Source organism: Pseudomonas sp. 2848 (assembly GCF_003253945.1).
Taxonomy (GTDB): Bacteria; Pseudomonadota; Gammaproteobacteria; order Pseudomonadales; family Pseudomonadaceae; genus Aquipseudomonas.
Window position 1 is genome coordinate 441,871 of the sequence record NZ_QKZD01000002.1, and the last position, 25,223, is coordinate 467,093.

General features: G+C 64.2%; 26 protein-coding genes and 1 tRNA gene. 16 read left to right on the forward strand and 11 right to left on the reverse strand.

What is annotated here, in order from left to right:
• Positions 1-191 precede the first annotated feature (191 nt).
• On the forward strand, positions 192-671 hold the full coding sequence (locus DFS21_RS06010; RefSeq protein WP_028688498.1) for an RNA pyrophosphohydrolase: 480 nt from the start codon (positions 192-194) through the stop codon (positions 669-671).
• Positions 672-693: 22 nt separating this feature from the next.
• Positions 694-2,967 carry a phosphoenolpyruvate--protein phosphotransferase gene (gene ptsP, locus DFS21_RS06015; RefSeq protein WP_046853769.1) on the forward strand — a complete coding sequence of 758 codons (2,274 nt, stop codon included), beginning with the start codon at positions 694-696 and terminating at the stop codon, positions 2,965-2,967.
• Positions 2,968-3,014: 47 nt separating this feature from the next.
• Here ptsP and DFS21_RS06020 read toward each other — a convergent pair whose 3' ends face one another.
• Positions 3,015-3,761 carry an NRDE family protein gene (locus tag DFS21_RS06020; protein WP_111531983.1) on the reverse strand — a complete coding sequence of 249 codons (747 nt, stop codon included), beginning with the start codon at positions 3,759-3,761 and terminating at the stop codon, positions 3,015-3,017.
• Between the two features lie 132 nt (positions 3,762-3,893).
• Here DFS21_RS06020 and DFS21_RS06025 point away from each other — a divergent pair, with 132 nt between their 5' ends.
• From DFS21_RS06025 to DFS21_RS06035, 3 genes are read left to right on the forward strand one after another with little or no spacing between them, the layout of a single operon-like run.
• On the forward strand, positions 3,894-4,676 hold the full coding sequence (locus DFS21_RS06025; protein WP_028688501.1) for a sulfite exporter TauE/SafE family protein: 783 nt from the start codon (positions 3,894-3,896) through the stop codon (positions 4,674-4,676).
• Positions 4,677-4,692: 16 nt separating this feature from the next.
• The gene (gene lgt / locus DFS21_RS06030) at positions 4,693-5,502 is read left to right on the forward strand and encodes a prolipoprotein diacylglyceryl transferase (protein WP_110697244.1); all 810 of its coding nucleotides are present in this window, start codon (positions 4,693-4,695) and stop codon (positions 5,500-5,502) included.
• 48 nt (positions 5,503-5,550) lie between these two features.
• A complete protein-coding gene (locus DFS21_RS06035; RefSeq protein ID WP_046853772.1) occupies positions 5,551-6,522 on the forward strand; it encodes a thymidylate synthase in 972 nt (323 codons plus the stop codon).
• A 120-nt stretch (positions 6,523-6,642) separates the two neighbouring features.
• On the opposite strand, the gene cadR is transcribed toward DFS21_RS06035, so the two are convergent.
• Positions 6,643-7,086, reverse strand: a complete 444-nt coding sequence (cadR, locus tag DFS21_RS06040) for a cadmium resistance transcriptional regulator CadR (protein WP_023630699.1) — start codon at positions 7,084-7,086, stop codon at positions 6,643-6,645.
• 111 nt (positions 7,087-7,197) lie between these two features.
• On the opposite strand from cadR, the gene DFS21_RS06045 reads away from it, so the two are divergent.
• From DFS21_RS06045 to DFS21_RS06080, 8 genes are all read left to right on the forward strand, one after another.
• Entirely contained in the window at positions 7,198-9,441 is a 2,244-nt protein-coding gene (locus DFS21_RS06045; protein ID WP_111531984.1) for a heavy metal translocating P-type ATPase, read from the forward strand.
• Positions 9,442-9,471: 30 nt separating this feature from the next.
• The gene (locus tag DFS21_RS06050) at positions 9,472-10,341 is read left to right on the forward strand and encodes a LysR family transcriptional regulator (RefSeq protein WP_046853775.1); all 870 of its coding nucleotides are present in this window, start codon (positions 9,472-9,474) and stop codon (positions 10,339-10,341) included.
• Between the two features lie 126 nt (positions 10,342-10,467).
• A complete protein-coding gene (locus tag DFS21_RS06055) occupies positions 10,468-11,526 on the forward strand; it encodes a putative 2-aminoethylphosphonate ABC transporter ATP-binding protein (RefSeq protein WP_110697248.1) in 1,059 nt (352 codons plus the stop codon).
• Between the two features lies 1 nt (position 11,527).
• Positions 11,528-13,252, forward strand: coding sequence for a putative 2-aminoethylphosphonate ABC transporter permease subunit (locus tag DFS21_RS06060; RefSeq protein WP_110697250.1), 1,725 nt, complete (start codon positions 11,528-11,530; stop codon positions 13,250-13,252).
• Positions 13,253-13,282: 30 nt separating this feature from the next.
• On the forward strand, positions 13,283-14,305 hold the full coding sequence (locus DFS21_RS06065) for a putative 2-aminoethylphosphonate ABC transporter substrate-binding protein (protein ID WP_110697252.1): 1,023 nt from the start codon (positions 13,283-13,285) through the stop codon (positions 14,303-14,305).
• A gap of 91 nt (positions 14,306-14,396) precedes the next feature.
• Positions 14,397-14,942, forward strand: coding sequence for a phosphonate degradation HD-domain oxygenase (locus DFS21_RS06070; RefSeq protein WP_102681828.1), 546 nt, complete (start codon positions 14,397-14,399; stop codon positions 14,940-14,942).
• A gap of 179 nt (positions 14,943-15,121) precedes the next feature.
• Positions 15,122-15,313, forward strand: a complete 192-nt coding sequence (locus DFS21_RS06075) for a type II toxin-antitoxin system HicA family toxin (protein ID WP_102681827.1) — start codon at positions 15,122-15,124, stop codon at positions 15,311-15,313.
• A 16-nt stretch (positions 15,314-15,329) separates the two neighbouring features.
• Positions 15,330-15,743 (forward strand): type II toxin-antitoxin system HicB family antitoxin, encoded by a 414-nt coding sequence (locus DFS21_RS06080; RefSeq protein ID WP_110697254.1) that lies wholly within the window; start codon positions 15,330-15,332, stop codon positions 15,741-15,743.
• Here DFS21_RS06080 and DFS21_RS06085 read toward each other — a convergent pair whose 3' ends face one another.
• Complete coding sequence (locus DFS21_RS06085) at positions 15,744-17,123, reverse strand: ATP-binding protein (protein ID WP_110697256.1); 1,380 nt, start codon at positions 17,121-17,123, stop codon at positions 15,744-15,746.
• 1 nt (position 17,124) lies between these two features.
• Positions 17,125-17,844, reverse strand: a complete 720-nt coding sequence (locus tag DFS21_RS06090; RefSeq protein ID WP_110697258.1) for a response regulator — start codon at positions 17,842-17,844, stop codon at positions 17,125-17,127.
• Positions 17,845-18,003: 159 nt separating this feature from the next.
• Between DFS21_RS06090 and DFS21_RS06095 the strand changes: the two genes are divergently transcribed.
• The 3 genes from DFS21_RS06095 to DFS21_RS06105 all read left to right on the forward strand — a co-directional run bounded on the left by DFS21_RS06095 (position 18,004) and on the right by DFS21_RS06105 (position 21,810).
• Positions 18,004-20,280 carry a TonB-dependent siderophore receptor gene (locus tag DFS21_RS06095; RefSeq protein WP_371926778.1) on the forward strand — a complete coding sequence of 759 codons (2,277 nt, stop codon included), beginning with the start codon at positions 18,004-18,006 and terminating at the stop codon, positions 20,278-20,280.
• A gap of 88 nt (positions 20,281-20,368) precedes the next feature.
• The gene (locus DFS21_RS06100; RefSeq protein ID WP_110697262.1) at positions 20,369-20,620 is read left to right on the forward strand and encodes a helix-turn-helix domain-containing protein; all 252 of its coding nucleotides are present in this window, start codon (positions 20,369-20,371) and stop codon (positions 20,618-20,620) included.
• Entirely contained in the window at positions 20,617-21,810 is a 1,194-nt protein-coding gene (locus tag DFS21_RS06105) for a type II toxin-antitoxin system HipA family toxin (protein ID WP_111531986.1), read from the forward strand. The genes DFS21_RS06100 and DFS21_RS06105 overlap by 4 nt, the downstream gene beginning before the upstream one ends.
• On the opposite strand, the gene DFS21_RS06110 is transcribed toward DFS21_RS06105, so the two are convergent.
• From DFS21_RS06110 to DFS21_RS06140, 7 genes are all read right to left on the reverse strand, one after another.
• Positions 21,791-22,024 carry a DUF3079 domain-containing protein gene (locus tag DFS21_RS06110; protein WP_111531987.1) on the reverse strand — a complete coding sequence of 78 codons (234 nt, stop codon included), beginning with the start codon at positions 22,022-22,024 and terminating at the stop codon, positions 21,791-21,793. The genes DFS21_RS06105 and DFS21_RS06110 overlap by 20 nt on opposite strands.
• Positions 22,025-22,102: 78 nt before the next feature.
• Positions 22,103-23,248 (reverse strand): copper-containing nitrite reductase, encoded by a 1,146-nt coding sequence (gene nirK, locus DFS21_RS06115; RefSeq protein ID WP_111531988.1) that lies wholly within the window; start codon positions 23,246-23,248, stop codon positions 22,103-22,105.
• 155 nt (positions 23,249-23,403) lie between these two features.
• Positions 23,404-23,479 (reverse strand) — tRNA-Thr (locus tag DFS21_RS06120).
• A 98-nt stretch (positions 23,480-23,577) separates the two neighbouring features.
• Entirely contained in the window at positions 23,578-23,829 is a 252-nt protein-coding gene (locus DFS21_RS06125) for a hypothetical protein (RefSeq protein ID WP_371918090.1), read from the reverse strand.
• Between the two features lie 22 nt (positions 23,830-23,851).
• On the reverse strand, positions 23,852-24,238 hold the full coding sequence (locus DFS21_RS06130) for a hypothetical protein (RefSeq protein WP_046853791.1): 387 nt from the start codon (positions 24,236-24,238) through the stop codon (positions 23,852-23,854).
• A gap of 18 nt (positions 24,239-24,256) precedes the next feature.
• Entirely contained in the window at positions 24,257-24,463 is a 207-nt protein-coding gene (locus DFS21_RS06135) for a helix-turn-helix transcriptional regulator (protein WP_023629980.1), read from the reverse strand.
• 9 nt (positions 24,464-24,472) lie between these two features.
• Positions 24,473-25,051, reverse strand: a complete 579-nt coding sequence (locus tag DFS21_RS06140; protein ID WP_110697272.1) for a hypothetical protein — start codon at positions 25,049-25,051, stop codon at positions 24,473-24,475.
• Positions 25,052-25,223: the final 172 nt, after the last annotated feature.

The following is a 25,223-nucleotide window of genomic DNA, read 5'->3' on the forward strand; positions in this document are numbered from 1 at the left end:
CCCGCGAGGGGTTAACGCAGTCGCGTCACCTTGCCTTCATGCAAACCCTGTATACCAGTGCCACGCCCGGTGTGGCGACGCTCGCCCAATACGCAGTCTTCACCTCGCCGCACATAAGCGTGGCGGGCGCGTTGCTGCGCGCTCAGGCTTTGTGGAACAATGCGGCGACATGCGTTTGCGAGGTTGCTGCCGTGATCGACCCGGATGGTTTTCGCCCCAATGTCGGGATCATTCTCACGAATGATGCCGGGCAGGTGCTATGGGCTCGGCGGATCAACCAGGATGCCTGGCAGTTTCCACAGGGGGGTATCAACCCTGACGAAACGCCGGAAGATGCCCTGTACCGCGAGCTGAACGAAGAAGTAGGCCTGGAACGCCAGGATGTGGAAATTCTTGCCTGCACCCGCGGCTGGTTGCGTTATCGTTTACCCCAGCGCCTGGTGCGCACCCACAGCCAGCCGTTGTGTATCGGCCAGAAACAGAAGTGGTTCCTGCTACGCCTGGTGAGCAATGAGCAACGGGTGCGCATGGACCTGACCGGCAAGCCGGAATTCGATGGCTGGCGCTGGGTCAGCTACTGGTATCCGCTGGGCCAGGTGGTGACATTCAAGCGCGAGGTATACCGCCGCGCCCTGAAAGAGCTAGCCCCGCGCCTGCTGACGCGCGACTGACGACGGAGTCCGACCCCGAGCCATGCTCAATACGCTGCGCAAGATCGTCCAGGAAGTGAACTCCGCCAAAGATCTCAAGACGGCGTTGGGGATCATTGTCTTGCGCGTCAAGGAGGCAATGGGCAGCCAGGTCTGCTCCGTCTACCTGCTCGACCCGGACACCAACCGCTTTGTGCTGATGGCCACCGAGGGCCTGAACAAGCGCTCCATCGGCAAGGTCAGCATGGCGCCCAACGAGGGCCTGGTCGGCCTGGTCGGCACCCGCGAGGAGCCACTGAACCTCGAGAACGCCGCCGATCACCCCCGTTACCGCTACTTCGCCGAAACCGGCGAAGAGAAATTCGCCTCCTTCCTCGGCGCGCCGATCATCCACCATCGTCGCGTGGTCGGCGTGCTGGTCATCCAGCAGAAGGAACGCCGCCAGTTCGACGAAGGCGAAGAGGCCTTCCTGGTCACCATGAGTGCGCAGCTCGCCGGGGTTATCGCCCACGCCGAGGCGACGGGGTCGATCCGTGGCCTGGGCCGCCAGGGCAAGGGCATCCAGGAAGCCCGTTTCGTCGGGGTGCCGGGTTCGCCGGGCGCGGCGGTCGGTCGATCGGTGGTGATGCTGCCGCCCGCCGACCTGGAGGTGGTGCCCGACCGCACTGTCGAGGACATCGACAACGAACTCAAGCTGTTCAACAACGCGCTCGAAGGCGTGCGCGAGGACATGCGCAAGCTGTCGGCCAAGCTCGCCACCCAGCTGCGCCCCGAAGAACGTGCGTTGTTCGACGTGTATCTGATGATGCTCGAGGACGCCGCCCTCGGTGGCGAGGTGGTCGAAGTCATCAAGACTGGCCAGTGGGCCCAGGGCGCCTTGCGCCAGGTGGTCGGCGAACACGTCAATCGCTTCGAGCTGATGGATGACGACTACCTGCGCGAGCGGGCATCGGACGTCAAGGACCTGGGCCGGCGCCTGCTGGCGTATCTGCAGGAGGCCCGTTCGCAGTCGCTGGTCTACCAGGACAACACCATTCTGGTCAGTGAAGAACTGACCCCCGCCATGCTCGGCGAGGTGCCGGAGGGCAAGCTGGTGGGCCTGGTTTCGGTACTCGGCTCGGGTAACTCCCACGTGGCGATCCTGGCCCGGGCCATGGGCATTCCCACGGTCATGGGGGTGGTCGACCTGCCTTACTCGAAGGCCGACGGCATCGAGATGATCGTCGACGGCTACAAGGGCGAAGTCTTCACCAACCCCGGCGAAGTGCTGCGCAAGCAGTACAGCGACGTGGTCGAGGAAGAGCGCCAGCTGGCCAAGGGGCTCGATGCCCTGCGCGAGCTGCCGTGCATCACCCCGGACGGCCACCGCATGCCGCTGTGGGTCAATACCGGCCTGCTCGCCGATGTGGCCCGCGCCCAGCAGCGCGGCGCCGAAGGTGTGGGCCTGTACCGTACCGAAGTGCCGTTCATGATCAATCAGCGCTTCCCCAGCGAAAAGGAGCAGCTGGCGATCTACCGTGAGCAGCTGCAGGCGTTTCATCCGCTGCCGGTGACCATGCGCAGCCTCGACATCGGCGGCGACAAGTCGCTGTCGTATTTCCCGATCAAGGAAGAGAACCCGTTCCTCGGCTGGCGCGGCATCCGCGTCACCCTCGACCACCCGGAAATCTTCCTGGTGCAGACCCGCGCCATGCTCAAGGCCAGCGAAGGGTTGAACAACCTGCGCATCCTGCTGCCGATGATTTCCGGCATCCACGAGCTCGAAGAAGCCCAGCACCTGATCCACCGCGCCTGGGGCGAAGTGCGCGACGAAGGCACCGATGTACCGATGCCGCCGGTCGGGGTGATGGTGGAGATCCCCGCCGCGGTGTACCAGACCCGCGAACTGGCGCGCCAGGTTGACTTCCTCTCGGTCGGCTCCAACGACCTCACGCAATACCTGCTGGCAGTCGACCGCAACAACCCGCGGGTCGCCGACCTCTACGACTACCTGCACCCGGCAGTGCTGCAAGCTCTGCAGACCGTGGTCAGCGTGGCCCACGAGGAAGGCAAGCCGGTCAGTATCTGCGGCGAGATGGCCGGTGACCCGGCCGCGGCAATCCTGCTCATGGCCATGGGCTTCGACAGTCTGTCGATGAACGCCACCAACCTGCCGAAGGTGAAGTGGATGCTGCGCCAGATCAACCTGAGCAAGGCCAGGGAGCTGCTGGCCGATGCCATGAGTCATGACAACCCGCAAGTTATCCACAGCTCGTTGCAGCTGGCGCTGAAGAATCTTGGGCTGGCGCGGATGATCGGGCCGAACAAGACCCTCTGATTGCCTGTACCGACCTCATTGCGGGCTTGCCCCGCGATGAGGTCTATTCAGATCTCCAGGCTAACCTCGCCCAGATGCCCCCCAAACGGCCCGAAACTGCGCTCGATCATGCGCCGACGGCCTTGGTCATCGACGATCAGCACCGTGCTCGCCCGCGTTCCGTAGTTCTGGCTGGCGATGAATACACTCGATAGCAGCCGCTCGGTGGCCAGCCCCACGCCGGTCTCGGGTAGTTCGCCGTCCGGCGCGGGCTGTGCATCACCCAGCAGCGTCAATAGTTGCTGTGGATCGGCGTTTTCGAGCAATTTCTCAAGCCCGCTGCGCGCTTTGATCAGCTTCGGCCATGGCGTATCCAAGCCGGCATTCGACAGCCCGTACACCCCCGATTCAAGCAGGCGTGGCGCCGGCTCACGGGCATGCAGGTAGCCCAAGCGCTTGTCATCGCCGACCAGCAGGTTGAACCCTGAATACTGGTCACTGCGGCTGGCTACCCGGTCCAGATAGGCCTCGACCCCCAGTTCGCCTTGCAGGTAGGCTGCCACCAGTTCACCGCGGGACCGCGGCCCCAAAGGCTGGCGTGGGTCACGGATATTGGTCAGCGCCGCAAAACGCCCGTTCGGCCCGACACCCAGCCAGGTGCCACCGGCTTCCAGGTCACGCCCGGCGTGCACACCCGTCGCGTCCTCCCAGGCCTTCAAGGCCTGGGTCGGCCGCGCATAGAACTCATCGCGGTTGGCCGCGACGATCAGTGGCCGGGCTGTCCCCGGCCGCCAGGCGAATACGATCAGGCACATAGGTTGTCCCCTTGTGTATTGGGCCACTCTACCCGCGCCGCTGGCCGCTATCCATCTTCTGACACAGAGTTCACTAGAGCGCCGGGCGTGGGTTCCGTTACCATGCCGGATTGTTTTCCACTGGGGCCACGAATGGAATTCGCTCTCTATCTGCTGTTGGGCGCCTGCGCCGGCGTGCTGGCCGGGCTGTTCGGCGTCGGTGGCGGCATCATCATCGTGCCGGTGCTGGTGTTCAGCTTCACCTTGCAGGGCTTCGACCCTTCGGTGCTGACCCACCTGGCGGTCGGCACCTCGTTGGCGACCATCGTCTTCACCTCGATCAATGCCGTGCGCGAGCACCAGCGCAAGGGCGCGGTGCAATGGCCGATCTTCGCCTGGATGACCGTGGGCATCCTGCTCGGCGCGCTGGTCGGGGCCAAGACCGCCTCGCTGATACAGGGCCCGATGCTGCAGAAGATCATCGGTGTGTTCGCCCTGGTGATCGCCGCGCAGATGGCCCTGGACCTCAAGCCAAAGGCCAGCCGCGGCATTCCCGGCAAGCCCGGATTGACCGCCGCCGGTGGGGTGATCGGTTGGGCCTCGGCCATTTTCGGCATCGGCGGTGGCTCATTGACCGTGCCGTTCCTTACCTGGCGTAGCCTGCCCATGCAGCAGGCAGTGGCGACTTCGTCGGCCTGCGGCCTGCCGATCGCCCTGGCTAGTGCCCTGGGCTTCATGTGGCTGGGTTGGCATGAGGAACACCTTCCGGCCCACAGCCTGGGCTACGTCTATCTTCCGGCGCTGGTCGGCATCGCTGCCACCAGCATGTTCTTCGCCCGCTACGGCGCGCGTCTGGCCCACAAGCTGTCGCCGCGCGTGCTCAAGCGTCTGTTCGCCGCTCTGCTGTTCTGCGTCGGACTCAGCTTCCTTATCTGAACCTAGAGGAAAGACAATGCTGCCTTACCCGCAGATCGACCCGGTGGCCGTGGCCCTCGGTCCACTGAAAATCCACTGGTACGGCCTGATGTACCTGATCGGCATCGGCGGCGCCTGGCTGCTGGCCTCGCGCCGATTGAACCGCTTCGACCCCACCTGGACCCGCGAGAAGCTCTCCGACCTGGTGTTCTGGCTGTCGATGGGCGTGATCGTCGGCGGGCGCCTGGGTTACGTGCTGTTCTACGACCTGCACCAGTACCTGGCCAACCCGACGCTGATCTTCGAGGTATGGAAGGGCGGCATGTCGTTCCATGGAGGTTTCATCGGTGTGATGCTGGCCGCGCTGTGGTTCGGCAAGCGCAACAACAAGTCATTCTTCGAGCTGATGGACTTCGTCGCGCCGCTGGTGCCGATCGGCCTTGGCGCCGGGCGTATCGGCAACTTCATCAATGCCGAACTGTGGGGCAAGGCCACCGACGTGCCGTGGGCAATGATCTTCCCGCCGTTCAGCGACCCGGCGCAATTGCCGCGTCACCCGTCGCAGCTGTACCAGTTCGCCCTCGAAGGTGTGGCATTATTCGTCATCCTGTGGCTGTACTCGCGCAAGCCGCGCCCGACCATGGCCGTTTCCGGCATGTTCGCGCTGTTCTATGGCATCTTCCGCTTCATCGTGGAGTTCGTGCGCGTACCCGACGCCCAGCTTGGCTACATCGCCTTCGGCTGGTTGACCATGGGTCAGTTGCTCTGCGTGCCGATGATTCTCGGCGGCATCTTCCTGATCTGGTGGGCCTACAACCGCAAACCGTCGGCCAAGGCCACCGTCTGATTTCCACGGCAGGGGCGCTCCCCCTGCCGTTCTTGTTACAGGTAAGCCATGAAACAGTATCTAGATCTGGTCCGTGACGTCATCGACAACGGCACGCTGCAGGAAAACCGCACCGGTATCCGCACCATCAGCCTGCCGGGCGCGATGCTGCGTTTCGACTTGCAGAAGGGCTTCCCGGCCATCACCACGCGCAAGCTGGCGTTCAAGTCGGCGATCGGCGAGATGGTCGGCTTCCTGCGCGGCGTGAAGAACGCCGGCGAGTTCCGCGAGCTGGGCTGCAAGGTCTGGGACCAGAACGCCAACGAAAACGCCCAGTGGCTGGCCAACCCGTTCCGCCAGGGGCATGACGACCTCGGCGAAATCTACGGCGTGCAATGGCGCCAGTGGCCCGGCTACAAGCGCATACCGCTGAGCAACCCGGCCGCCATCGAGATGGCCGAGAAGGCCGGCTTCCGCCGTATCGCCCAGGACGAGGAGGACGGCCAGGCGTTCGTCATCCTCTACAAGGCCATCGACCAGGTGCGCCAGTGCCTGGACACCATCGCCAACGACCCGGGCAGCCGCCGCATCCTGTTCCACGGCTGGAACTGCGCCCAGCTCGACGAGATGGCCCTGCCACCGTGCCACTTGCTGTACCAGTTCCACCCGAATGTCGAAACCCGGGAAATTTCCCTGACCCTCTACATCCGCTCCAACGACCTGGGCCTGGGCACGCCGTTCAACCTCACCGAGGGCGCGGCGCTGCTGTCGCTGTTCGGCCGCCTGACCGGCTACACCCCGCGCTGGTTCACCTACTTCATCGGCGATGCCCATGTGTACGAGAACCACCTGGATATGCTGGGCGAGCAGATGAAGCGTGAACCGCTGGCGGCACCGAAGCTGGTGATCAGCGACCGCGTGCCGGCGTTCGCCGAGACCGGCAAGTACGAGCCGGAGTGGCTGGAGAAGATCGAGCCGAGCGACTTCTGGCTGGAAGGCTACGAGCACCATGCGCCGATGACGGCGCCGATGGCGGTCTGACAGACCTTCATCGCCTGAGCTTGAACAATCGCGGGGCAAGTCGCATCGGCGCACCGCCGCTCCCACGCAGGTTATGCACAGCCGGCGTGGGAGCGGGCTTGCCCCGCGATGCTTTTGGTATCAATGCCCGTGGCTGCGCCCCACATGGGAATGCTCGATCTCCGGCACCGACACCGCCCCATTCGTCTCCAACTGCTGCAAGATCGCGCACTCCGCCCCCTGCGCATTGCACTGCTGCCGCAGTTCCACCAGCTGCGCCTGCAGCGCCACCAGCCCATCGATCCTCGCCTGCACATGCTCGATATGCTCGTCGATCAGCGCGTTGACGCTGCCGCATGAGCCGTCGGGGCTGTCGCGCAGATTCAATAGGCTGCGGATCTCGTCCAGGGTCATGTCCAGGGTGCGGCAGTTGCGGATGAAGGTCAGGCGCTCGACATGGGCCTGGGTGTAGAGCCGGTAGTTACCGTCGCTGCGGGCAGGTTCCGGCAGCAGCTGTTCGCGCTCGTAGTAGCGGATGGTCTCCACGGCGCAGTCGGTGGCCTTGGCCAGTTCTCCGATCTTCATGGCAAATCTCCTGCAAAGGGCTTGACCCTATAGTGGCTACAGGGTGTTCACTTGGCAACAACCCACTCTGTGGATCTCTACAGAGGCCAGCGCTCAGTTAAGGATGATTCCATGAACCAGCCTGTCAGCCCCGACCACAAGCATGATCACGCCCATGACCTCGATCATGGCCACGCGCCCCACGCCCACGGCTGCTGCGCCAGCAAGGCCGCCCCGACCCTGGTGCAGCTGACCGAAAAGGCCAGTGGCCAGGCGCAGCTCAGCCGCTTCCGCATCGAGGCCATGGACTGCCCTACCGAGCAGACCCTGATCCAGGACAAGCTGGGCAAGCTGGCCGGTGTCGAGCAACTGGAATTCAACCTGATCAATCGTGTGCTCGGCGTGCGCCATACCCACGAGGGCACCGCCGAGATCGAGCGGGCCATCGATAGCCTGGGCATGAAGGCCGAACCCTTGGCCGCCGAGGATGATGGCGCCGCCAGCGCGCCCCAGGCCAGCAAGACCCGTTGGTGGCCGCTGGCGCTGTCCGGTGCTGCGGCGATCGCTGCCGAAATCGTGCACTTCTCCGGCAAGGCACCGGAGTGGGTGGTCGCCGCGCTGGCCCTGGCGGCCATCCTCGGCTGCGGCCTCGGTACCTACAAGAAGGGCTGGATTGCCCTGAAAAACCGCAACCTCAACATCAATGCGCTGATGAGTATTGCCGTGACCGGCGCCGTGCTGATCGGCCAGTGGCCGGAAGCGGCCATGGTCATGGTGCTGTTCACCGTTGCCGAACTGATCGAAGCCCGTTCACTGGACCGCGCGCGCAATGCCATCGGCGGGCTGATGCAGCTGGCTCCGGACATGGCCACCGTGCAACAGGCCGATGGCCAGTGGCGCGAGGTCGAGGTGCGCGAGGTGGCAATCGGCGCACGGGTGCGGGTGCGCCCGGGCGAGCGCATCGGCCTGGACGGCGAGGTGGTCGGTGGACAGTCCAGTGTCGACCAGGCGCCGATCACCGGGGAAAGTCTGCCGGTCGAGAAGGCGGTCGGCGACAAGCTGTTCGCCGGCACCATCAACCAGGCCGGCGCGATGGAGTACCGCGTCACGGCCGCCGCCGGTCAATCGACCCTGGCCCGCATCATCAAGGCCGTCGAAGAAGCCCAGGGCGCCCGTGCGCCGACCCAGCGCTTCGTCGACCAGTTCTCGCGCATCTACACCCCCGTGGTGTTCGCGGTAGCGCTCGCCGTGGCGCTCATCCCGCCGCTGTTCATGGCCGGTGCCTGGTTCGACTGGATCTACCGTGCCCTGGTGCTGCTGGTGGTGGCCTGCCCGTGCGCGCTGGTGATCTCCACCCCGGTGACCATCGTCAGCGGCCTGGCCGCGGCGGCGCGCAAAGGCATCCTGATCAAGGGCGGTGTGTACCTGGAGGGCGGGCGCAAGCTGGACTTCCTGGCCCTGGACAAGACCGGCACCATCACCCACGGCAAGCCGGTGCAGACCGACAGCAAGGTGCTCGACCCACTGTTCGAAGGCCGCGCCCAGGCCCTGGCCGCGAGCCTGGCTGCCCGTTCCGACCACCCGGTGTCAGGTGCCATCGCCCTGTTCGCCAAGGGCCAGGATCTGGTTCTGAGCGAAGTCACCGAGTTCGCCGCCCTGGCCGGTCGCGGTGTGCGCGGTGATATCGAGGGCCAGACCTACCACCTGGGCAACCATCGCCTGGTGGAAGAGCTCGGCCTGTGCTCCCCAGAGCTGGAAGCGCAACTGGATGTGCTGGAGCGCCAGGGCAAGACCGTGGTGCTGCTGCTCGACCGCTCAGGTCCGCTGGCGTTGTTCGCCGTGGCCGACACGGTCAAGGACAGCAGCCGCCAGGCGATTGCCGAGCTGCACGCGCTGGGTATCAAGACGGTCATGTTGACCGGCGACAATCCCCACACCGCCCAGGCCATTGCGGCCCAGGTGGGGATCGACCGCGCCGAGGGAAACCTGCTGCCCGCGGACAAGCTCGCCAGCATCGAGAACCTGTACGCCCAGGGGCATCGTGTCGGCATGGTCGGCGATGGCATCAACGACGCGCCGGCCCTGGCCCGCGCCGAGATCGGTTTTGCCATGGCCGCCGCCGGTACCGACACCGCCATCGAGACCGCCGATGTGGCGCTGATGGACGACGACTTGCGCAAAATCCCGGCCTTCGTCAGGCTGTCGCGCCAAAGCGCGGCGATCCTCACCCAGAACATCGTGTTGGCCCTGGGGATCAAGGCAATCTTCCTGGCAATCACCTTCGCCGGCATGGCCACCATGTGGATGGCGGTATTCGCCGACATGGGCGTGAGCCTGCTGGTGGTGTTCAACGGTCTGCGCCTGTTGCGCAAATAACGCCTGCGGCGTGAAAAAGAGGTCCTGCCAATGCTGAGCGCCGAGCTCAAAGCCTTCTACATGGTGGCCCGCCTGGGCAGCATCACCCTGGCGGCGAAGAAGCTCGGGCTCAGCCAGCCCACGGTGACCACGCAGATCCGCAACCTCGAGGGCCAGTACAACGTCGAGCTGTTCTACCGCGGCGGCCGGCGCCTGGTGTTGAGCGAGGAGGGCGTGCGCCTGCTGCCGATGGTCAAGGCGCTGCTGCAGCAGGAAGCCGATATCGAGTTCGAGTTGCGCAACAGCGGCCAGGCCCAGGGCAGCCTGCGCATCGCCGCCACCGCGCCGTACTACATCCTCGACCTGGTGAAGATCTTCCGCGAGCGCCTGCCGCAGGTGGAGGTGGCGGTGGAGATCGGCAACTCGCAGCAGGTGCTGGAAATGCTCGAGGACTACCGGGTGGATATCGCCGCCTCGTCGCAATTGCTCGAAGACGCACGCCTGGTACGCCGGGTGCTGGGCACCGACCCGCTGGTACTGGCGGTGCACCGCAATCATCCCTTGGCACAACGCCAGGCGGTGTCGATCGAGGTGGTGGCCGGGCATTGCCTGCTGATGCGCGAAAAGGGCTCGACCACCCGCAAGCTCACCGAGCAGATGATGCAGGACGCCGGGGTGAAGGCCGGGGCGCTGCTGGAGATCGGCAGCCGCGAGTCGATCCGCGAGGCGGTGCTGCGCAATATCGGCATCAGCATCATTGCCCGCCATGAGGTGCCGCATAACCCCGAGCTGCGGGTGCTGGCGCTGGACGACGCACCAGTGATGCACGAGTACCTGTACTGCCTGAAGGAGCGGCGCCAGGCGCGGTTGCCGGCGGCGTTCCTGGGGGTGGCGCAGGAGGTGGTTGGATCGCAATTCTGACAGGACCCAATCGCGGGGCCACTACAAAATCTGCCTATACCACTATCACCGGCTTTTGCTCCAACGCCACAGAACCTTCGCACAGTCTGCCTAGCATGGCCCCCATCGCTTCGATGAGGACCTGCCATGAACCACGTCACCCCGGGCGCACAGATGAAAGTGCGCGGCATCCACAAGCGCTTTGGCGCTTTCACCGCGCTCAACGACGTGTCCCTCGACATCGCCGCTGGCGAGCTGGTGTGTCTGCTCGGCCCCTCGGGCTGCGGCAAGACCACCCTGCTGCGTTGCATCGCCGGCCTCGAGCGCCAGGACCGCGGCACGCTGTACATCGGCGACCGCGATATCTCCGAGCTGCCGCCCCAGGCCCGTGACTACGGCATCCTGTTCCAGTCCTACGCGCTGTTCCCCAACCTCACCGTCGAAGCCAACATCGCTTATGGCCTGACCGGCGGCAACCGCGAGGCCGCGCGCCAGCGGGTGAGCGAGATGCTCGAACTGGTGGGCCTGGCCGGCAGTGAGAAGAAGTATCCCGGCCAGCTCTCCGGTGGCCAGCAGCAGCGTGTGGCCCTGGCCCGCGCCTTGGCGCCGTCGCCCTCGCTGCTGCTGCTCGACGAGCCCATGTCGGCCCTCGACGCCCGTGTTCGCGAGCACCTGTGCACCGAGCTGCGCCAGCTGCAACGCCAGTTGGGCATCACCACGCTGATGGTCACCCACAACCAGGACGAAGCCATGCTGATGGCTGACCGCATAGCCGTGATGAACAACGGCCAGGTCGAGCAATACGCCACGCCCCAGGAAATCTACGACCAGCCAGCCACGCCGTTCGTCGCGGAGTTCGTCGGCCAGGGCAACTGGCTGCCGTTCCAGCGCAGCAGCAATAGCCACGCCCAGGTCGGCGGCATGCACATGCGCCTGGCCGACAACGCCAGCGCCGTCAGCAGCGGCCGACTGTTCTGCCGGCCCGAGGCGATCACCGTCAACCCGGTGGTGCACGAGGAAAACCTGTTCCCGGCCAAGGTCCGGGAAGTCACCTTCCTCGGCAATCGCTGCCGCATGAGCTTCGAACTCGAAGCCCTGCCAGGCCATGCGCTGCTCGCGGAGCTTGCGCCCGAAGCCATGCCGCGCCTGGGTTCGCAGGACATCTGGGTGGCCCTGCCGCCGCAGAGCCTGCAGGTGTTCGCCTGAGATGGCCGCGCCCATGACCCTGCCGCTCACTCACGGCAACGACAGGCCACGCACCGGCGTCGCCCTGGGGGACCGACTGTTCGTTGTCGGTGGCAAGAGCCTGTTGCTGGGCCTGCTGGTGCTGGCGGTGCTGCTGCCGTTGCTGGCGATCTTCTGGCGTGGCTTCAGCGCTGAAGCCGGGCAGGGCGGGGGACTGCTGGCCGCCGGCGAACTGTTTGCCAGCGCGAACTTCCACTGGCTGCTCGGCAACAGCCTGTCGGTAGCCCTCACCGTTGCCGCCATCGTCGTGCCGCTCGCCTACCTGTTCGCCTATGCCCTGCAACGCACGCTGATCCCGGCCAAGGGGCTGTGGCGCGGCATTTCGCTGCTGCCGTTGTTGGCGCCGTCGATGCTGCCGGCGATCGCGCTGGTCTATCTGTTCGGTAACCAGGGCCTGCTGCGCGGGCTGCTCAGCGACAACATCTACGGCTTCTGGGGCATCGTGCTTGGCGAGGCCATCTACACCTTCCCCCATGCGTTGATGATCCTGCTCTCGGCGCTGTCACTGGCCGACGCACGGCTGTTCGATGCCGCTTCGAGCATGGGCGCGGGGCCTGCCCGGGCATTCTTCAGCATCACCTGGCCGGCCACGCGCCAGGCGGTGTTCGCGGCGTTCTGCCTGGTGTTCACCCTGACCATCACCGACTTCGGCGTGCCGGTAGTGGTCGGTGGTGATTACCAGGTGCTGGCGCTGGAAGCCTACAAGGCGGTGGTCGGCCAGCAGCAGTTCGGCCGTGGTGCGCTGATCGGCATGGTGCTGCTGGTGCCGGCGCTGCTCAGTTTTACCGTGGATGCCTGGCTGCGCCGCCGCCAGGGCGAGGCCATGAGCGGCCGCGCCCAGGTGTTCGAGCCCAAGCCGTCGAGGCTGCGTGATGGCTGCTACCTGGCCATCGTGTTGCTGGTCTGCACGGCGCTGCTGGCGGTGATCGGCATGGCGGTGTACTCGTCGCTGGTCAAGTTCTGGCCGTACAACCTGTCGCTGTCGCTCAAGCACTACATGTTCGAAGACACTGCCGGCGGCGGCTGGCTGGCCTATCGCAACAGCGTGACCATGGCCATCGGCACCGCGCTGATCGGCAGCGTGGTGATCTTCACCGGTGCCTACCTGATGGAGAAGACCCAAGGCCAGCGCCTGCTCAATCAACTGCTGCGCCTGCTCAGCTTCATCCCCATGGCGGTGCCCGGCCTGGTGCTGGGCCTGGGCTACGTGTTCTTCTTCAACCTCAACGGCAACCCGTTACACGTGTTCTACGGCAGCATGGCGCTGCTGGTGGTGTGTACCATCGCCCACTACCTGACCACCGCGCAGATGACCGCCACCACCGCCCTGCGCCAGCTCGACGGTGAGTTCGAAGCCGCCGCGCTGTCGCTCAAGGCGCCGCTGTACAAGCACTTCGTGCGGGTCACCGTGCCGATCTGCCTGCCCGCGCTGCTAGACATCATCCGCTACCTGTTCGTCTCGGCGATGACCACCGTGTCGGCGGCGATCTTCCTCTACAGCCCCGACACCATCCTTGCCGCCGTTGCCGTGCTGAACATGGATGACGCCGGCAACGTTGGCGGCGCCGCTGCCATGTCGACCCTGATCCTCTTGACCAGCGCCGCCGCCTCCCTGCTGTTGGCCGGCGCTTCGCGCGGCCTGCTGCGCCGCTCCCAGGCCTGGCGCCAACGCGCTCCCGGCCATTGACCGACTGCCCATACCAATAGGAACCGCATCATGTTCAAGCCCCTCGCACTTGCCGCTGCCGTATCCGCCGTGTTCAGCCTGCAGGCTTCGGCCGCGACCCAGCTGACCGTCTACACCGCCCTGGAGGCCGAGCAGCTCAAGAGCTACAAGCAGGCCTTCGAGAAGGCCAACCCGGACATCGAGATCAAATGGGTGCGCGACTCCACCGGCATCATCACCGCCAAGCTGCTGGCCGAAAAAGAGCGCCCACAGGCTGACGCCGTGTGGGGCCTGGCGGCCTCCAGCCTGGCCATCCTCGACCAGAACGGCATGCTCGAAGCCTATGCGCCGAAGGATCTGGGCAAGATCTCGCCCAACTACCGCGACGCCGCCAATCCACCGGCGTGGGTGGGCATGGACGTGTGGGCCGCGACGATCTGCTTCAACACCGTCGAGGCCGAGAAGCAGGGCCTGAGCAAGCCGGTGAGCTGGCAGGACCTGACCAAGCCTGAGTACAAGGGCAAGATCGTCATGCCCAACCCGGCCTCGTCCGGTACGGGCTTCCTCGATGTGAGCGCCTGGCTGCAAACCTTCGGCGAGCCTCAGGGCTGGGCTTACATGGACGCACTGCACCAGAACATCGGCCAGTATGTTCATTCCGGCTCCAAGCCATGCAAGCTGGCGGCGGCAGGTGAGTTCCCGATCGGCATCTCGTTCGAGTACCCGGCCGTGCAGCTCAAGCGCCAGGGCGCACCGCTGGACATTGTCCTGCCCAAGGAGGGCCTGGGCTGGGAGATCGAGGCCACGGCGGTGATCAAGGGCTCGCCGAAAGCCGATGCCGCCAAGCGCCTGGCCGACTTCTCCGCCAGCCCTGCCGCCATGGAACTGTACAAGGAGAACTTCGCGGTGCTCGCCGCCCCCGGCATCGCCAAGCCGCAGACCGAACTGCCGGCCGACTATGAGCAGCGCCTGATCAAGAACGACTTCGCCTGGGCCTCGAAGAACCGCGACCAGATTCTCGCTGAGTGGCGCAAGCGCTACGACGGCAAGTCGGAGAAAGTCGCCCAGCAGTAAGGCCCTCATCGCGGGGCAAGCCGGCTTCTACACTCAAGAAGCGGGCCTGCCCCGCGATGGCGTCAGCCCAGGCAACGCAGGAGTCCACGCAATGCCAACTTCTTCCCGGATCATCGACGACACCTTCGCCCTGTACGAGCGTCATGGCAGCGCCGACTACATCGGCGAGGCCATCACCCAGCTCGAGCACATGTCCCAGGCAGCCCAACTCGCCATGGCCGAAGGCTACGACGACGAAGTGATCCTGGCCGCCTTCTTCCACGACATCGGCCACCTGTGCGAGGGCGAGGACATGGGCGGTTATGGCGTCGTCAGCCATGAGCGCATTGGTGCCGAATATTTGCGCCGGTGTGGTTTCAGCGAGCGGCTGGCCAGGCTGGTGCAGTACCACGTCGAGGCCAAGCGCTACCTGACCTTGCGCCAGCCCGGATACTACGACCGTTTGAGTGAAGCCAGCCGACGCACCTTGGCGTACCAGGGTGGAGTGATGAACGATGCCGAAGCCGATGCGTTCGAGGCCGACCCGTTGTTCGGGGTCAGCCTGCGCCTGCGCGAGTGGGACGAGATGGCCAAGCAGGTCGGGGTGCCAGTGATGGATCTGCAAGTGTTGAAGGCAAAGGCATTGGCCGTGCTCTGAACAATCTGGCGATTCTCCCTGCTGCAAGATCCCGCATCACTTCTCCCGGTGTTTGCTCCGTTCCTCTCCCCATACTTCTCATCCTGGCAGCCCGCTTGTCGTAATGGTGGGTATGGTGTTGATAATTGTCTTTCGGTGGTTATACTAACCACCGATCGGCCGGCCCAAGGAATGGGTGAATGAACAGCCGTGAAATGATTGCTGTGATCGAGGCGGATGGCTGGTATCTGGTGCGCTCCAAAGGCAGCCACCATCATTTCAAGCATCCTGAAAAAGCCGGGCTGGTCACCATCCCGCATCCCAAGAAAGACCTGCTGCCCGCGACTGCGGCCAGCATTCTGCGCCAGGCACGCATCAGCTACGCCAGCTGACGAGGAGACCATCACCATGTTGTTCCCTATCGCGATCCTCCCCGGTGACGACCAGCACGCCTGGGGCGTGGAAGTCCCGGATATCCCCGGCTGCTTTTCGGCGGGCGAAGACCTCGACGACGCCATCGCCATGGCGCGTGAAGCGATCGAAGGCCACCTCGAACTGCTGGCCCAGGACCAGCAGGAAATCCCCAGGGCCAGCAAGGTCGGCGTGCATGCGGCCAATCCCGCCTATGCCGGCTGCACCTGGGCATTGATCGATATCGACATCACCCGCTACCTGGGCAAGGCCGAGAAGCTCAACATCACCTTGCCGGCGTACCTGCTCACCCGCATCGACAGCTACGTACAGAACCACCCGGAGCACAAGAGCCGTTCGGGCTTCCTGGCCGAAGCGGCGCTCAGGATCCTGCAGGGTGACGGCAAATGATCAGGCGATCCTGCCCTTGGGCAATCGCACGCTGACCCGCAACCCGCCCCCTTGCCGATTCACCAGCGTGAGTTCGCCGCCATGGCTGGAAACGATGCGCTGGGCGATGCTCAGCCCCAGCCCATAGCCGCCAGAGGCCTGGTTGCGTGAGCCCTCGCCGCGCACGAAAGGCTCGGTGACAGTCGCCAGCAAGCCCGGGTCGATGCCCGGGCCGCGATCGTCGATATGGATGTACCCATCGGTTGGCGTGCTTTCCAGCACCACCGCGACCTCCCTGGCATAGCGCAGGGCATTGACCAGCAGGTTTTGCAGGCACCGCTGCAGCAGCAGGGCGTCTACCTGGGCCAGACCCACCTGACCATGGATCGGCAAGGGCTCTTCGGCGCTGGCCAAATCCGCGCATTGGCGTGCCACCAGGCGGTCGAGGTCGACCGCTTGCAGGTTCTGCTGCTCGCCCGCCCGCAAGTAGTCGAGCACCTGGCCGATCATGCCGTCCATCTGCGCGATGTTCTGGCGCAGGCGTTCCTTGTGTTCGCTGTCCTCCAGCCGTTCCAGGCGCAGGCGCATGCGCGTCAGCGGTGTACGCAGGTCGTGGGACACGGCGGCGAGGAAGTAGGCCTTGTCGTTGACCATGCGGATCAGCCGCTGCTGCATGGCGTTGAAGGCCTGGGCGGCGTGCCGCACTTCCTCGGGGCCGTCCAGCGGCAACGGCGCCTGTTCCAGATTGCCTCCCAGGCCACGGGCGGCATCGGCTAGGCGGCGCAGCGGGCGCAGGCACAGACGTACCGCCACCAGGCACACCACAAGCACGGCGGCGATGCGCAGGGCATAGACCCGCAGCAGGTAGTCGCTGATCAGCACCCACGCCGACTCGCCGCTCCAGCCCTGCAACTCCTGGCCATCGATGACCAGCCAGTGGCCATCAGCGAGGGGCACGGCAAACTCGATATGCGCCTGGGCGGTGCGCAAGCCGAACAGGCTGCGCCAGACGATGGGCTGGCCCAGTTCGTCGGTGAGCCGGACCTTGAGCAACCTCGGCCGCGCATCGCCCCCCAGTTCGTAGGCCAATGCCTGATGCAGCAACAGCTCGATGCGCCGCCAGCCGCGCCGTTGGTCATGCTCACCCTCGGGCGGCGCTTCGGCGCAACGTAGCTGGTAATGCTTCGATTCCTGGCGTGCCGCGCCATGGCACTCGGCCTGGGCGATCAGGGGGGCGCTGCGCGCCGCGATCAACCGCACCGGCGCTTCCAGCACCTGGGCGAAGCGAACGTCGAACCAGATGCTGCTGGACATCAGCTGGATCACCAGGGTGCCGCTGATCATGATCAGCAGCAGTTGGCCGAACAGCGTGCGCGGCCACAGCCGGCGAAGCAGCCGCACCTCAGGCGCCCAGCGCTTCGCGGGCCAGGCTCAGCAGATAGCCTTCGTTGCGGATGGTGAGGATCTGCGCGCCTTGGCCTGGCGCCCGGCGCAGTTGCTGGCGCAGGCGGCTGATGCACATGTCCACCGAGCGGTCGTCGGGCAGATGGTCGCGGCCGAACGCGCTGCGTGTCAGGTGGTCCCTCGAGACCACGCGGTTGTTGGCGTCCAGCAGTTCACGCAGCACACGGTAGTCGGAGCGTGGCAGGTTGAAGGCTTGGCCGTCCGGGTGAACGAGCAACCGTTTGACGTGATCGAGACGCAAGCCTGCAAACAGTTGTGCCTCGCTGGCCGACATCTCGGGCTCTGCCTCCAGGCGTTGGGGGCGACGCAGCACAGCCTTGATCCGGGCGACCAGTTCGCGCGGCTCGAAGGGTTTGGCCAGGTAATCATCGGCGCCTACTTCCAGACCGATGATGCGGTCCAGGGTGCTGCCCCTGGCCGACAGCATCACCACCGCCAAGCCCGGCTGCGCCTGCAACTGCCGGCACAGGCTCAGGCCGTCCTCGCCGGGCAGCATCAGGTCGAGTACCACCAGGTCGACCTTGTGCCGGGTCAACTGCGCGTGCATTTGCTCTCCATCGGCGGCTGCGATTACCTGGTAGCCGGCGTCTGTCAGGTAATCGCAGAGAAGTTCGCGGATCTCGTCGTCATCGTCGACGACCAGCAAGGTTGTGCTCATGGTTGTGGGGTACCTGTGCAAAGGGGAACCGTGAGGCTCATTACGTTCGATTACATCCCCGTACATCCCGTCCATGGAGCCGAAGGGGCAGATGCCTAGAATCGTAACAAAAAATCATCTGCGAATACGAAGCCTTCCCAAATGGTATGCAAGAGCATCATGACTGACACAACCCCCTTGGTCCGAGGCGGCAGTCGCCTCTCCCCGCTTGCCTTCTTCGTGGCCCTCGGGCTTAGCGGCACAGCCTTCGCTGACGGTCCGGTGCTGGAACTGGGCGCCACCAACATCGACAGCAGTGCGCTGCCACAGGCCGACGACAGCGGCCAGATCGGCTACACCGTGCAGAACACACGCAGCTCCACAGGCTTGCAGCTGACACCCCGGCAGACGCCGCAGTCGGTCACCAGCATCACCCGCCAGCAAATGGAAGACCGTGATATCCACACCCTCGAGCAGGCCCTGGACACCACGCCGGGCGTGAGCATGAGCAAGATGGAAGTGGGCGGGCGCACCGACTTCCGCGCCCGTGGCTACTCGATCAGCAACTGGAAGATCGACGGCTTGCAGTTCCCCGGCGGTTCGGACTTCAGTGGCGGCGGCAATGCGCTGAACATGGACCTGTACGAGCGCATCGACATCGTCCGTGGCGCCAACGGCCTGCTCGGTGGCACCGGCGACCCCTCGGCCACCGTCAACCTGATCCGCAAGGCGCCGACCCGGACCTTCGGCGGCAGCGCCTACGCCACCTACGGCAGCTGGGACAAGCGCCGCCTGGGTGCCGACCTGAACCTGCCGCTGTCCGAGGACGGCCGCCTGCGTTCGCGTCTGGTCATGACCCAGCAGGACGCCGGCTCGTTCCGCGACAACCAGTCCGAACGCTCCCGCGCGGCCCTGGCCAACTTCGAATTCGACCTGGACGATGCCACCACCCTGGGTGCCGGCTACCAGTACGAGTACAGCAAAGTGGTCGGCGGCGGCTGGGGCGCCAACATCCCGATCTGGTACGGCGACGGCAGCAAGACCGACCTGCCGCGCAGCACCAACGTGGTACCCAGTTGGAGCTTTGGCGAGTACATCACCCGCACCGCCTTCGGCTCGCTGGCGCACCGTTTCGACAACGACTGGAGCCTGGACCTGAAGGTTGCCCAGAGCAGCGGCGAGGCGCTCAACCACCGTGGCCTGGCCAAGGTCAACTCGTCCGGTCGCGGTGTCTACGGAGGCTACTGGAACCAGGACGGCAGCGGCGCTGTGCTCAACGGCCTGCACAGCTCCACCGACACCACCCAGCAATCGGCGCAGATCGACCTGTCCGGCCCATTCCAACTGTTCGGGCGCACCCATCAGGCGATGGTCGGCTACAACGACAGCCGCACCGTGGCCTGGTCACCGCAGTACACCTGCAGCATGGTTGGCGGCGGCAAGGCAGTGAACAGTGGCGTGGGTTGCCAGTTCCGGGCGAACAATGGCCTGGGGCTGGGCAACTGGCTCGACGGCGTGGACGACGACTACGCCATGCTGGCCTCGAAAACCGGCCTGCACAGCAAGACCACCACCCGTCTGCAGGGCATGTATGCCGCCACCCGCCTGAGCGTCACCGACCCCCTGTCGCTCATCCTCGGTGTGCGCAGCACCGACTATTCGGCCACTACCGTCAGTGTCAACGGTGCGCGCAGCAACCAGCAGAACAATGGCATCGTCACCCCTTACCTGGGCGCGGTGTACGACCTGGACGACAACTACTCGCTGTACGCCAGCTACACCGACATCTTCAACCCGCAGAGCGAAGAGAGCGCCAGCGGCACCAAGGTCGAGCCGATCCGTGGCCAGAGCTACGAAACCGGGATCAAGGGTGAATGGTTCGATGGTCGCCTGAACGCGTCCGCGGCCTACTTCCGCACCAGGCAGGAAAACAAGGCGGTGATGGACGGCGACCTGCTGACGCCGACCGGCGCCACTGCCTACAAGGCCGGTTCCGGCCAGGAAACCGACGGTATCGACCTGGAAGTCGCCGGCGCCCTGACCCCGAACTGGAACGTCTATGCCGGCTACACCTACCTGCACTTCCGCCGCCTGGACAGCGACGGGCGCAGCGATCCTTCGCACCTGTTCAAGGCCTCGACCACCTATCGCCTGTCTGGCCCGCTGGACCGCCTGACCCTGGGCGCTGGCGTGAGTGCGCAAAGCAACATCCGCGCGGTGTCCACCCCTGCCGGGCAGCCGAGCAACGGCGTCAGCCGCAGCTCCAGCGATGTCAACTGGTCGGGCTATGCGATCTGGAATGCCATGGCCAAGTACCAACTGACCGACGACACCAGCGTCAGCCTCAACGCCAACAACCTGTTCGACAAGCATTACTACACCCGTTACGGGTTCTATGCCGGGGCAATCTATGGCGACCCGCGCAACCTGGCGGTGACGGTGAGCACGGCGTTCTAGAAAAGCTTTTGATACCGTTGATGCTGGTTGATTTTTGATCATGTTCCTTATACGTTACATTCATCTAAATTTGTCACGTATAAAGAACATGGACCACTCATTGATCGTTGAGCGCCTGGGCGCGCAGGTTCGCTCGCGAAGGCTTAACCGGGGATTGACCCAGCAGGCGCTCGCAACCTTGGCCGGTATCACCCGGCAAAAGATCATTGCCATGGAGAAAGGTAGCCTGTCAGTGGCCATCGGGGCATATGCACGTGCATTGGCGGCGCTCGGCTGCGAACTGCAGGTCATAGCGGCGGTGATGCCGACGCTTGACGAAATCGAGGGGATGTTCGAATGACGCCGCTGATAGTCGCGACACCCGAGGGTGACAGTGGAGCATTGCTGACCAGTTCAGGCGACTACCTCTTCCGCTATGGCCCGCACACCGTTGCTGATGCGGCGATCAGCCTGTTGATGCCGGTCCGCACCGAGGAATACAGGCATCGCGAGCTGCATCCGGTGTTCCAGATGAACTTGCCCGAAGGGTATGTGCTCGAGCAATTGCGCAACCGCCTGGCGAAGATCGTTCAGGTCGACCCCATGCTTCTCCTGGCGTTGTCCGGCAGCAGTTCGCCGATCGGGCGTGTGCATGTCAGTTCGCAGGTAGTGGACACATTGCTGCGGCGGCAGACGTTTCCGGGAGAGAAGCTGGCGAACATTCTTTCATGGGATGGGGGAGAGGATATCTTCGCCGATCTGGTGGATCGCTACATTCTGCGCGCAGGCATTTCTGGTGTGCAGCCGAAGGTCCTGGTTCCGGAGCAACTGGACCCGTTGTCACAGCGCTTTACCTCGAAAACAGCCGAGCTGATCATCAAGAGCGGGCGCGACGAGTTCCCGGGCTTGGCGATCAACGAATTCCTGTGCATGTCGGTTGCGCAAACCTCTGGCCTGCCAGTGCCTCAATTCTTCTTGTCCGACAACGGCAAGCTGTTCGTCATGCGCCGCTTCGATCGTGACGAGCAGAACAATCCACTTGGTTTCGAAGACATGGCTGCCTTGATGGGGCTTGGCGCCGAACAGAAGTACAGCAAGAGCTACGCTGCCATTGCCAAGGCGATCCGCCTGTTCTGCGCGCCTGAGCATCTTCGGCTATCGCTGCGGCAACTGTTCGAGATGGTTGCGCTCAGCTGTATCGTCGGAAATGGTGATGCCCATCTGAAAAATTTCGGGTTGTTGTACACCGATCCTCTTCGAGGCGATGCGCGCCTGGCTCCGGCGTACGACATCGTCAATACCACGGCTTACATACCGGAAGACGTGCTGGCGCTTTCGCTATCCGGTAACAAATCCTTGTTTGCGTCGCGGCAAGGCTTGCTGGACTTCGCACCGCTTTGCGACGTGAGCAACCCGGCTGAAGTCATTCGCAAGCAGCTTGAAGCATTGGAGCGAACACTGGCCAGGGAGTCCGCGCTTTGCGATCAGGCACCCAAGGTGGTTGCCGCCATCAAGGCGAGCGCGGCGCCGTTCATTCAGACTTTTGGTTGAGCGGCATTTCCTGTCCGGGCGCGGCATGCGAAGTGGCCATGGTCACATCCAGATGATCATCGAGCTGCTCCCAACCCTCGCCGAACAGCTCCACCGGGTGCATGGTCCGGTCCGCGCCATTGCCGCAGGCCAGCGCCTTGGCTGGGCAGTACAGGTCGCAGCCCCAGCAGATCCGTTCGGGATGGCTGGGGTTCGTGGGAAATCGCTTGGCCATGGTCTCCCTCCATGAAGTGGATGCCTGCGCTCAGGCTATGCCGCGCATGGCCAAGGGGTTTGATCCGGATCAATACCGCTAGCGGATCGGCCCGGGCGCCTGCACCTGCTTCATCAAGTCGTCATTCCACTGCCCCTCCACCTGCACATGCGCGGCGGCGCCGAGCATCACCGCCTCGATCAGGTTGTGGTTGAGGTAGGTGTACAGGCCGGGCTGGCGGAAGGTGTACAACGCCGCCCCCGCCGCGCCGCCGGGGATGAACCAGGTCTCCAGGTTGCGCTGCGGCGGGTTGGCGAACTTGCCCGAGGCCCAGACGTAGTCGCCGTGGCCGCCGATCAGGTGCGGGCGAGTATCACGGTTGGCCTGGGAGTGGACGATCAGCACGGTCTCGCCCACTTTGGCGGGGAGCGCCTGCTTGCCGGTCAGGGCGCCGACGCTGCCGTTGAACACCACATGGCTGGGCACCAGCCCCTTCATCAGCTGGCTCATGTCGCCAAAGCTGGCCATGGGGTTGACGTAGCGCTTGTACTTGCCGTCCTTGTCGCGCGGGATGTAGTAGTCCTGCTCGCCGATGTACCAGACCTTGTCGTACTGCAACGGGCGGCCTTCGGGGTCTTTCAGGCCGTCACGGGGCAGGACCATGATCGCGCCGTTCATGCCGCACACCACATGCCAGGGAATCATCGCCCCGCCCGGCGCGCAGTGATACACGAACACCCCGGCACGGTCAGCCTTGAAGCGCAGCACCACCTGCTCGCCCGGCTTCACATGGGTCAGCTCACCGCCGCCGAGGGCGCCGGTGGAGGCGTGGAAGTCGATGTTGTGCATCATGCTGTTGCTGGCCGGGTTGACCAGCGTCAGCTCCACGTAGTCGCCTTCGTGCACCACCATCAGCGGGCCGGGCACCGAGCCGTTGAAGGTCATGGCGTGGATATAGGCACCGGCGCTGTCGACGGCCAGTTCCTTCTCCTCGATGACCATGCGGAACTCGACAATGCGCGGCTTGCCGGGAGCGCGCTGGCTGTGGGGGTGCACCTGTGGCGGTGCCACCAGTTCGACGCTCACCCGCTCCAGTTTCGCCAGGTCAGGCACCGGGCCGGCGGCGGGTGAAGCGGTAGCGGCCTGGGCCAGGCCACTGCCAAGCGGCGAGGCACCGACGCCCAGCAACACAGTGCCGGCCAGCATGCCACGCCGGGTCAGGGACACGCCTTCTTGCTCGTTCATGGGACTTCTCCTTAAGTCGACGAAAGTCGTCGGGCACAGGAATAGCCGCTTTGAAAGTAGGGTTTATTGAGCGAAAACAAGAAGTGGAGAGGGTGGACAATGTGTCGCAGGAGCGGAAACGAAAAAGCCCCGACATTCGTCGAGGCTTTTGAGGATGGTGCCGGCACCAGGAATCGAACCCGGGACCTACTGATTACAAGTCAGTTGCTCTACCATCTGAGCTATACCGGCACAGGGGCGTCATTATAGCGATGGATTCGGCGCTGTAAACCACTTCGTTGCATCCAGCGCACAAAACCCTAAGTCACCGAACTGAAAGGAGAATTTTCCTACCAGCCGCGGTGAATGGAGTTGACGCTTGGCTCGGGCTGGCCGGGGTTGAAGAACAGCTTGCCGTTGTCGCAGCCGCGCTTGCGGCAGCTGCCGTCGGCGTTGTGCAGGGGCAGGCCGCGGTCACCGCCCAGCTGCATGCCGGGCATGTTCCAGTTCAGCGGGGCCGGCTTGCTGCTTGGCAGGCTGTTGGCGCAGCCGGTCATGGCCAGGGCTAGGGTCAGCAGGGCGAAAGGCTTGGTGTGTTTCACGATGTTCGAGTCCGTTCCGGGATCAGTCTTTGTTCAGGATGCGCTGGATGGTGCCGCCGCAGGCCATGTAGCAGGAGTCGTAGTCATTGCCGCAACTGTAGCTGCTCCCTGTGTTGAAGGGGTAGCTCGGGTAGTGGCAACTGTGACGCGCTTCCTTCTTGCTCTTGCCGTTCTGGCAGTACTGGTAGGCCCTCATCTCGGCCTGGTACAGCGCACGTTCGCTGTTGTCCTGCAGGCGGGCCATCTGCTGGCAGTGGTTGCGCTCCGTCGAACAGCTGTTGATGCAGTTCATGCCATGCGCGCTGGGCGGTGGCGAGTATCTATAGGTGTAGCTCGGGCCGCAGCCGGTCAGGGCCAGGGCCAGGCAGGCCAGCACGAGGGCGGCCAGGCCATTGTGGAAAAGTGCCATGGGTGTTGCAGTCCTTGATCATTCGTCGCTGAACTCCAGCAAATCGCCGGGCTGGCAGTTCAGGGCGCGACACAGCTTCTCCAGGGTCTCGATCTTGAAACCCTTGATCTTGCCGTTCTTCAGCAGCGACAGGTTCGCTTCCGTGATACCGATGATTTCCGCCAGGTCCTTGGAACGCATCTTGTTCCGGGCCATGACGACGTCGAGGCGGATGATTATCGGCATAGGAAGCAGTCAGACATAACAGTTGTGTTCATCGCTGATGGTCTTGGCGTCACGCATGAGCAGCGAGAAGGCACACAGCAGGATGCCTTTCATGATCTCGTAGACAGCCTGCGATGATACACCGATCGAGAAGCTGAAGCTCCTTTCGCCGGCCGGCAGGTCGATGGCCAGGGCCAGGCCCTGCAAGGTGTAGGTCACCGGCCACAGCAGCGGGGTGAAGATGCACAGCAGGCCGACCCACCACAGCAGCTTGATGTTGGCCGAGGTCCAGGTCTGCCCGCGCGAGAGGCGGTGGAAGAACAGGCCGGTCAGGCCGAGAGCCGCAACGGAAATCAGCGTGGGAATCATGTCCACCGCCAGTACCAGGCCGATGGCCAGGGGGGATGCCTGGTAGCCGGGTTCGAGCAGCAGCGGCATCTGATCGCCGTAGGCCTGCAGGTAGCCGTTGAAAATCTCGGGGAAGTCGAAGATGAAGAGCAAGGGCGTGATGGTCAGCTCGACGACCGCGGTTGTCCAGGCCAGGTAGGCGGCGAATGCGCCGATGGTGCGTAGGCGCGAACGCGCATAGGCCACGGATCTACTGTTCATGGGGTGCCTCCGTACAGTGATGAACGGAGCGGATTATTCTTGAATAATTATCGTAAAACAATAATTAATTTTGATTTTTTCTCAATGGCGACGGTTTGTCGCAGGATTGGCTTTGCTGGCTATTGCGGGGCAAGCTGGCTCCTGTATGGACAGTGTGGGGATTATAATTTAC